At 66.1% G+C, this 658-nt stretch carries 2 protein-coding genes; one reads left to right on the forward strand and one right to left on the reverse strand.

The window, feature by feature from the left end:
- The coding region (locus VB775_RS10260; RefSeq protein WP_323216779.1) for a carboxymuconolactone decarboxylase family protein at positions 1-237 on the reverse strand (237 nt) is incomplete at its 3' end.
- A 139-nt stretch (positions 238-376) separates the two neighbouring features.
- Here VB775_RS10260 and VB775_RS10265 point away from each other — a divergent pair.
- Positions 377-658: TSUP family transporter (locus tag VB775_RS10265; RefSeq protein WP_323216781.1), on the forward strand; the 282-nt coding region annotated here is incomplete at its 3' end.

Below are 658 nucleotides of genomic sequence, written 5' to 3' on the forward strand. Positions count from 1 at the left end.
GGCATTGCTGATCGAGACCGCAAGGTAGATCATCTCCTTCGTGCGAGCATCGAGCGCCCCGGGAGCCATCACCTCCTTCAGGCTCTCCCAAGTGCGAACCAATGTCGGCGGATGGTTCGCAAGAGCCTTCCAGAAGTTGTTGACGTCCTTGACGCCACGAGACTGCTTGATGTCGTCGTAAATCCGGCGTACGTCCTCGCCCGCCTCGTCATACTCGATGAGCCGCCCGGTCAACATTGAATTCCCGTCCTTCTCCCAAAGGGGCGGCGAAGCCGCACCGGCGTGCCGTCGCCCTCCCAGCGGGTCCATCCCGCATCTGCCCGAAGAGCGCCCGGGTCCTCCCCCCGTGCGCCCAAGCTAACCCGGAGCCGTGTCTATGGAAGCCCTCGATCCGGCGTCGCTCGCCCTGTGGATTGGTGCGCTCGCGGCGGCGAGCGCCGTCGCCGGCTTCGCCGCCGGCCTGCTCGGCGTCGGCGGCGGCATCATCACGGTGCCGGTGATGTTTCAGATGTTCACCTGCATGGGCCTACCGCCGTCGCTCGCCATGCAGATGGCGGTCGGCACCTCGCTGATGACGATCATCCCGACCGGCTTCATGTCCGCCCGCAGCCATTCGAAGCGGGGCGCGGTCGACTGGAAGCTGATCCGCAGCTGGGGC

It is taken from the genome of Pseudanabaena sp. CCNP1317, assembly GCF_034931345.1.
GTDB lineage: Bacteria > Cyanobacteriota > Cyanobacteriia > Pseudanabaenales > Pseudanabaenaceae > Pseudanabaena > Pseudanabaena galeata.